Origin of the sequence: Streptomyces sp. SID11385, from assembly GCF_010548245.1 — a bacterium.
Taxonomy (GTDB): domain Bacteria; phylum Actinomycetota; class Actinomycetes; order Streptomycetales; family Streptomycetaceae; genus Streptomyces.
This window is the reverse complement of record NZ_JAAGLR010000221.1, coordinates 1-6,954: the sequence shown is the minus strand read 5'-3', so window position 1 is coordinate 6,954 and position 6,954 is coordinate 1. Positions and strand designations below refer to the sequence as shown.

At 75.7% G+C, this 6,954-nt stretch carries 7 protein-coding genes; 4 read left to right on the top strand and 3 right to left on the bottom strand.

The window, feature by feature from the left end; translation table 11 throughout:
- A partial coding sequence (locus tag G3I42_RS06825) for a superoxide dismutase family protein (RefSeq protein WP_343244472.1) occupies positions 1-737 on the top strand: 737 nt, incomplete at its 5' end.
- Positions 738-750: 13 nt separating this feature from the next.
- On the opposite strand, the gene G3I42_RS06820 is transcribed toward G3I42_RS06825, so the two are convergent.
- Positions 751-2,508, bottom strand: coding sequence for an alkaline phosphatase D family protein (locus tag G3I42_RS06820; protein ID WP_164283334.1), 1,758 nt, complete (start codon positions 2,506-2,508; stop codon positions 751-753).
- A gap of 269 nt (positions 2,509-2,777) precedes the next feature.
- Positions 2,778-3,380, bottom strand: a complete 603-nt coding sequence (locus G3I42_RS06815; protein WP_203606461.1) for an HNH endonuclease family protein — start codon at positions 3,378-3,380, stop codon at positions 2,778-2,780.
- A gap of 409 nt (positions 3,381-3,789) precedes the next feature.
- Between G3I42_RS06815 and G3I42_RS06810 the strand changes: the two genes are divergently transcribed.
- The 3 genes from G3I42_RS06810 to G3I42_RS06800 all read left to right on the top strand — a co-directional run bounded on the left by G3I42_RS06810 (position 3,790) and on the right by G3I42_RS06800 (position 6,501).
- Positions 3,790-4,917 carry a DUF6183 family protein gene (locus G3I42_RS06810; protein WP_164283332.1) on the top strand — a complete coding sequence of 376 codons (1,128 nt, stop codon included), beginning with the start codon at positions 3,790-3,792 and terminating at the stop codon, positions 4,915-4,917.
- Between the two features lie 203 nt (positions 4,918-5,120).
- Positions 5,121-5,711 (top strand): TMEM165/GDT1 family protein, encoded by a 591-nt coding sequence (locus tag G3I42_RS06805; protein ID WP_164283330.1) that lies wholly within the window; start codon positions 5,121-5,123, stop codon positions 5,709-5,711.
- Positions 5,712-5,847: 136 nt separating this feature from the next.
- Entirely contained in the window at positions 5,848-6,501 is a 654-nt protein-coding gene (locus tag G3I42_RS06800; RefSeq protein WP_164283328.1) for an HAD-IA family hydrolase, read from the top strand.
- Between the two features lie 40 nt (positions 6,502-6,541).
- On the opposite strand, the gene G3I42_RS37415 is transcribed toward G3I42_RS06800, so the two are convergent.
- Entirely contained in the window at positions 6,542-6,823 is a 282-nt protein-coding gene (locus G3I42_RS37415) for a peptidoglycan-binding protein (RefSeq protein WP_343244471.1), read from the bottom strand.
- Between the last annotated feature and the right edge of the window lie 131 nt (positions 6,824-6,954).

The following is a 6,954-nucleotide window of genomic DNA, read 5'->3' as shown; positions in this document are numbered from 1 at the left end:
CGCTGCGCCCGCTGCCGCGCCCGGCCGCCACCACCTCGGTACGGCCCGCGGTGACGGGGGTACGGGCCGGGACGGCGGGGGCAGGGGCGGGGACCGGGGAGGTACGGGCCGGGACCGCGCCCGCCGACACGGACCCCGTCGCGCCGGTCGTCCCGCTCGCCCCGGTCACGGAACCCGCGCCCGCCCACGGCTACGGGACGACCGTCAAGGAGGAGGGGGCGGCAGCCTCCGCCCCCGGAGAGCACCCGGCCGGGGTCTACCGGCTGCTCCTCGGCTCCCGCTTCTCCACCGTGCCGAAAGCGCTCGTGCCCGCCGCGGACCTCCCGAAGGCCCTCACCTACAAGCCCTCGCTCGTCCCGGCCGGCGCGGGCGTCCGCGTCGAGCAGCGCACGGACGGCGACGGCACCCGCGTGACGCTGCGGGTCACCGGCCTCAAGGCGGGCCACCGCTACGGGGCGCACGTGCACACCGGTGTCTGCGGAGCCGACCCGGCCGCCGCCGGCGGGCACTACCAGCACGAGGAGCACCCCGCGCGGTCCTCGACCGGCCCGGCCCACGCCGGCCCCCGCGACGAGGTCGCACTCGACTTCACCGCCGACGCCCTCGGCGACGGCACCGCGACCGCCACGCGTCCCTGGCGCTTCCGCCCCGGCGGGGCCCGGTCGATCGTTATCCACGACGCGGCCGGAGCGGCCGAACGGGCCGCCTGCGTCTCCGTACCCTTCGGCGGGCGGTGAGCGGGGGCCGTCCTCACGCGCGGTGCAGCCGGGTGCGCGTCACCTCCCGCAGGGCGGCGCGTCCACCCCGTACCACCGCCTTCTCCAAGGTCAGTTCGGCCGTCCGGCCGCGCAGGTCGAGTGTCATGAGCTGATTGCCGAACCACGGCCCGCCGTCGCGCCGCCAGCGCACGGCGGGCCGCCGTACGCGCCCGTGCCGCGCGAAGAGCCCGCCGAGCGCGCGCCCCGCGCCCGTCCAGCCGAAACGGAACCCGAAGCGCATCGCGAGGGGCACCGAGTTGTGCACGGGCGAGCACGTGAGCTGGTACACCGGGCTGCCCGGCACCGCCTCGTCCTCGCGCGGCCACCCCGCGGCGCCCTCGCGCGGCCAGCGGGCCTCGGCGACGTAGGCGTGGTGCACGTCGCCAGAGAGGACACTCACCGTCGCGGGCGCCTCCGGGCCCTCCCGTACCTCCGCGATCAGGTCCGCGAGCGCGCCGAACGAGCGGGGGAAGGCGGCCCAGTGCTCCAGGTCGGCCGCGCGCCGCAGGTACTCGCCGCGCCCGGCCCAGCGCGCGCCCCGTTCCCCGCCGCACAGCGCCGAGTCCCAGCTCTCCAGGTCGTGGATGAGGTGCGGGAGGAGCCAGGGCAGCGAGGTGCCGAGCAGGAGATGGTCGTACGCGCCCCGGTCCTCGCGGACCTGCGCGCCCAGCCAGTCCTCCTCCTCCGGGTCGAGCATCGCGCGCCGGTCCTCCGCCAGGACCCGCGCGGCCCGCGAGTCGATCATGACGAGCCGGGTACGGCCGAGATCGCGCCGGTAGCTCCAGCGCACGGCGGCGGGGTCGGCGTCGGCGCGCTCGGCGAAGGCGCGCAGCGCCTCGGTGCCGTCGCGGCCGGGCGCCGCGCGGATCGCGGCGAGGAGCGGGTCGGCGGCGAGATCGGCGGGGGAGAGGTTGCCGAGGTGCTGATGGACCCAGTACGACATGAGTCCGCTGAGTATGCGTTCGCGCCACCAATCCGTCGCCCGCATCTCCGCGAGCCACGTGTCGCTCGTGTTCCAGTCGTCTATGACGTCGTGATCGTCGAAGATCATGACGCTCGGCACCGTCGAGAGCAGCCAGCGGATCTCCGGATCGCCCCAGGACTCGGCGTAGAGCCGGGTGTACTCGGCGTAGTCGGCGACCTGCGCCCCGGGCGGGCGGTCCAGGTCGCGCCGCCGCCCCATCCACTCCCGCGTGGCCGGGGAGACCTCGTCGGCGTACACCTGGTCGCCGAGCAGGACGAGCAGCCCGGGACGCTCGCTCGCGGGCTCCCCGGCGAGCCGCCGCGCGAGGGTGTCGAGGGCGTCGGGGCCCACCGGGTCCTTCTCCTCGGCCGGTGGCGCGGCCCAGCGACAGGAACCGAAGGAGACCCGGACGGGCGCCGCGGGGTCCTCGCTCGGCGTGCGGATCTCGGACGGCGGGAACGCGGAACCCTCCTCGGGCCACACGCGTGCCTCGCCCCCGCCGCCGTCCGCCTCGACCGTCACCTCGTACGGCAACGCGGCACCGGGCGGCAGCCCGTCGAGCACGACGAGGGCGTAGTGGTGCCCGGCCACGCGGAAGGTGGCGGCCTCGCCGGAGAAGGACGCGGGGGCAGGCGCGGCGTGCCCCTCGGCCGTACCGCCTCCCGCGCCCTCCGGGGGAGCCGCCCCGCGCACCCGTACCGTGCACGGCTCGTCCGTCTCCGCCCAGACGGTCGCCGACCTCGCGTCCACGTACCGCAGCACCGGTCCCAGCAGCAGCTTCGCCATCCCCGCCCGCCCTCCACGCTCGTCCTCGCCCCGCGCCCCGCCGCCTACCCGGTCGCCCGAACGGAACGCGTGCCTCTCGAACAGGACGTGTGCCGCTCGAACGGAACCACTAGGGAGAACGGCGGACGGGGAGGGGACGGTTCCCGGGTGGAGCCGGTTCCGGGGGCGGGGAGGGGACGGTTCCCGGGGCGGGGAGGTCGGCGGGGCGCCGGGCGGTGGCGGGACGATTCTTCGCGCGGCCCCCCGTGCGCCCTCGCGCGGCCTCGCCCTCAGCAGCCGTTCAGCACTCCTTGGAGCGCGCTCTTCTCCGCCGAGTCGACGTCGAGGTCGTAGTAGTGCTTCACCTGGACCCACATGCGGGCGTACACGCAGTCGTACGAGGCGAGCGGGGGCATCCAGGTGGCGGGGTCCTTGTCGCCCTTAGACTGGTTGACGTTGTCCGTGACGGCGACGAGCTGGGGGCGCGTGAGGTCGTTGGCGAGCGCCTGGCGCTGCGCGGTGGTCCAGGAACTCGCGCCCGAGCGCCACGCTTCGGCGAGCGGGACGACGTGGTCGATGTCCACGTCGGAGGCGGCCGTCCAGGTGGCGCCGTCGTACGGGGACTTCCAGGTGCCCGAGGTCGCCGAACAGCTGGAGTTCTGGGCGACGTTCGTGCCGTCACGTTTCAGCACGACCTCGCGGGTGTCGCAACTGCCGGACTGCGTGATCCAGTGCGGGAACTTGTCGCGGCTGTACCCGCTCATGGAGCCCGGCGAGGCGACCGTCAGCTCCGAGAGGTAACTCCGGGCCGTGGAGGCGGCGATGGGGGTCGGCGGAGCGGCCTGCGCGGCCGGACCCGCGAGGACGGAGACGGTGGTGAGCGCGGCGGTCAGAGCGCCGAGCCCACCCAGCAGTCGACGGGAACGGCGGGGCGCCGGGCGCTCGTGACGCGCGTAGAGACCGGCCGGACTGTCCTGGCGTGAGGGCACGTTGACTCCTCGGTGTGGGGGTGGGTCCGTCTTCAGGCTGGCGGCCCGGGGTTTCCGTGGGGTGGTCGCCAGGTAACAGCGTGACGTCATGCGCACGTCACTACAAGAGTGGTGAGCACCCGTCGGTCGTGCGCGGGCGTGCGGATGTCGCGCGCGGGGCGGGGGAGGTGTGGGGGGTTGGTGCGGGGGTACGGGAGTTGGTTGCGGCGGGGGCGTCGGGGGGGCATGGCGCGCGGGACGCGGTCCGTCGTGAGCGTCCCGCCGCCGGGAAATCCGCGGGCCGCCGTCTGTCCGCTCCTCGTACGCTCCCGGCATGAACGAGCGAGTGGCGGCGGTCCTGCGCGGGCTGGGCAACCGGGAGAGCGTGGCCGACGTGGGCGGCATGGCCGAACGCGCCCTGGCCGCGGGCGAGGCCCGCTTCCTCGGCGACCTCGGGGTGGCGCTGGCCGGGAGCGGCGCCGACGCGTGGCAGCACCGGAACGTCTTCGGCCACCTCCTCCGTCTGCTCTGCCTCACCCCGGGGCGCGAGCACGTCGAGGAGGCGGTACGGCTCGTCGCCGCGACGAACGGGACGACGCCCCCGTATCCCCGCCTCGCGGCGGCCCTCCTCGCCGAGGCCCAGCCGCCGGCGGACCTCGGGGCGGTCTTCGCCGGGGGCGCTCGCGCGCACGCGCCGGAGGAGCTGCGCGCATGCCTCGTCCACGAGCTGGTCCTACGGGGTACGTTGACGGGCGAGGTCCCCGCCCTCGACCGTTGGGCTCGGTCCTCGCACTGGCGTCACCATCCGCTCCGCCGGCTCCCGCTGAAGCTGCTCACCGTCGAGAGGCGCCCGGCTCTCGCGTCCAACTCCCCGCGTGGCAGCTCCCGTTCACTGCCCGATCCGCGCCCCGGTGCCTCCGTGGCCCCGGCCCGGCCCGACAGCCGTCCGCCGCTCGCGACGGAGCGGACCGACGACGCCTTCCGCGCCGACGCCGGCGCGGCGGTCCGCAACTGGTGCGCCGAGTCCAACGGCACGTACGTGAGCGGGCGCTGGGAACTCTCCGCACCTGTCGCCGAGGCCGCCGTGCCCCTCCTCCTGCGCGGCCTCGGGCTCGCTTCGCTCACCACAGCGAAGACCCGCCGCCCGCTCGCGCTCACCCGCCCCACGCCCGAACAGGTGTGGGCCGTGCTCTTCGCGGCCGCCGCGCACGGCGGCGCGTACAACACAGGGGAGTACGGCGCCTACGGGCGGCTCGCCGCCTGGCGCTCCTTCGCCGCGCTCGCGGGGGCGCCGGGCGACGCGGAGCCCGCGCACGTCGAGGAGATCGCGTCCGGGCGCGCCTGGTACGGGTTCGCGGGCGTCACGAAGTGGTTCCGGATGGTCGCCTGGGACATCGGCTTCGCCGCCGTGAGCCCGGACGGACGCGAACTCGCGGTGCTCGCGGCGACCGACACGGACTGAGGCGAGCGACGCCCACCGAGGCGAGCGGCACGGACTGAGGCGAGAGGCTCGGACTGAGGCGAGCCGCACGCCGACCCTCGCCTCCCATCCCCTCGCCACTACGCTCCCGCTCCCCATGACCGGTACCTTCGGGGCCGGGTGCCGGGTGGTGGGCGGCCCCGCTCCGGTCCGGACGGGCGGAGGGTGTCGCGGAAGGCGGGAACGTGTTCGATGTCGGGGTGGCCGCGCTGGTGTTCGGGGTGGTCGTGCTCGCCGAGTTGCCGGACAAGACGGCGCTTGCCGGGCTCGTGCTCGGCACGCGGTACCGCGCCTCGTACGTCTACGCCGGGATGGCCGCCGCCTTCCTGCTCCATGTCGTCCTCGCCATCGCGGCGGGCAGTGTGCTGACGCTGCTGCCCACGCGGCTGCTGCGCGCGCTCACCGGGGTGCTCTTCCTCGCGGGGGCCGCGTTCCTGCTGCTCCAGCGGCCGCCCGACGAGGCCGCCGTCGCCAAGGCGCGCGAGCCCGGCGGGCAGAGCTTCTGGCCGGTGGCGGGGGCCGGGTTCTCCTTCATCCTCGCCGCCGAGTTCGGCGACCTCACGCAGATCGTGACCGCGAACCTCGCCGCCAGCTACGCCGGTCAGCCGCTCTCCGTCGGGGTCGGTGCCGTCGCCGCGCTGTGGGCGGTCGGCGCGCTCGTCGTGCTCGGCGGGCGCGGGCTCATACGGAAGGTGCCGCTCGGGCTCGTCACGAAGGCCGCCGTGCTCGTGATGCTCGTCCTCGGCGCGCTCAGCCTCGTCGAGGCCGTCGCCTGAGCCGGGGGGTGGTGTGGCGCCGCCCGGACCCGTTTTGTATCGTGGGCGAACAAAGTGGTTCCGCCCGCAAACCCTGACCTGTGGGCGGGACCACTCTTGTTCTCCGCCCGTGTTCCCCCCGCCCGTGAGGTGTGACATGCCGCCTACCGAGGTGCACGTCAAGGCCCTGCTCATCGACATGGACGGCACCCTCGTCAACTCCGACGCCGTCGTCGAGCGCGTCTGGCGCGGCTGGGCCCTGCGCCACGGGCTCGATCCCGAGCAGGTCCTGCGGGTCGCGCACGGACGGCAGGGGTACGCGACGATGGCCGCGCTGCTCCCCGAACGCCCCGTCGAGATCAACCTCGCCGAGAACGAGGCCATGCTCGCCGAGGAGACCCGCGACACCGAGGGCGTCGTCGAGATCCCCGGCGCCGCCGCGCTCCTCGCCGCGCTCGCCCCGTACCCGCACGCCCTCGTCACCTCCGCCGACGTCCCCCTCGCCACCGCCCGGCTCACGGCCGCCGGGCTCGCGCTCCCCGCCGTACGGGTCACCGCCGAGGACGTCGGCGCGAGCAAGCCGGACCCCGAGGGCTTCCTCAAGGGCGCCGCCGCGCTCGGCGTGGACCCCGCCGACTGCCTCGTCCTGGAGGACTCCGCCGCCGGTATCGCGGCGGGACGCGCCGCCGGGGCCACCGTCCTCGGCATCGGCCCCCGCGCCGCGGCGTACGCGCCTGACCACCACGTCACGGACCTGCGCGCGGTACGGATCGAGGGCACGGCGGACGGCGTACGGGTCCGGCTCGGCTGACCTCGCGGCCGCGGCCCGGCGGTCCGGAGCCTCGCCGCCGTTACCCGAGCTGCGGCGTCTCCCCCTCCAGCTTCGTCCGCGTGTCGGCCCCGTAGACCCCGTGCTCGTCCGAGGCCCCGCGGGTCACCTGGTACGTCGTCAGCGCGTACTGGAGGGTCCGGTCGAAGCGGCCGTCCTCGCGCCCCGGGTAGATGCCGACGGCCCGCAGCCGCGCCTCCAGTTCCGTGACCTCCGGGCCGCTGTCGCCCCGTCGCAGCACCGCCGCCGTCACGCCCTCGGGCGGGCGCTGCTCGGACGGCCCCGCCGTGGGCGGCTTCCGCACTTCGGTACGGGTCGGGAGCGGCGACCCCGCCTCGCTCGCGCTCGCCGCCGGGGACACCGAGGCCGAGACGCCGGGGCTCGGCGTCGTGCCGGACGCCGAGGCGCTGGGCGACGACGACGCCGACGCGGAGG

Coding starts and splice junctions, on each gene's coding strand:
- G3I42_RS06800 (WP_164283328.1), top strand. CDS start 5,848: ATGCCGCCTACCGAGGTGCACGTCAAGGCCCTGCTCATCGACATGGAC.
- G3I42_RS06820 (WP_164283334.1), bottom strand. CDS start 2,508: ATGGCGAAGCTGCTGCTGGGACCGGTGCTGCGGTACGTGGACGCGAGG.
- G3I42_RS06810 (WP_164283332.1), top strand. CDS start 3,790: ATGAACGAGCGAGTGGCGGCGGTCCTGCGCGGGCTGGGCAACCGGGAG.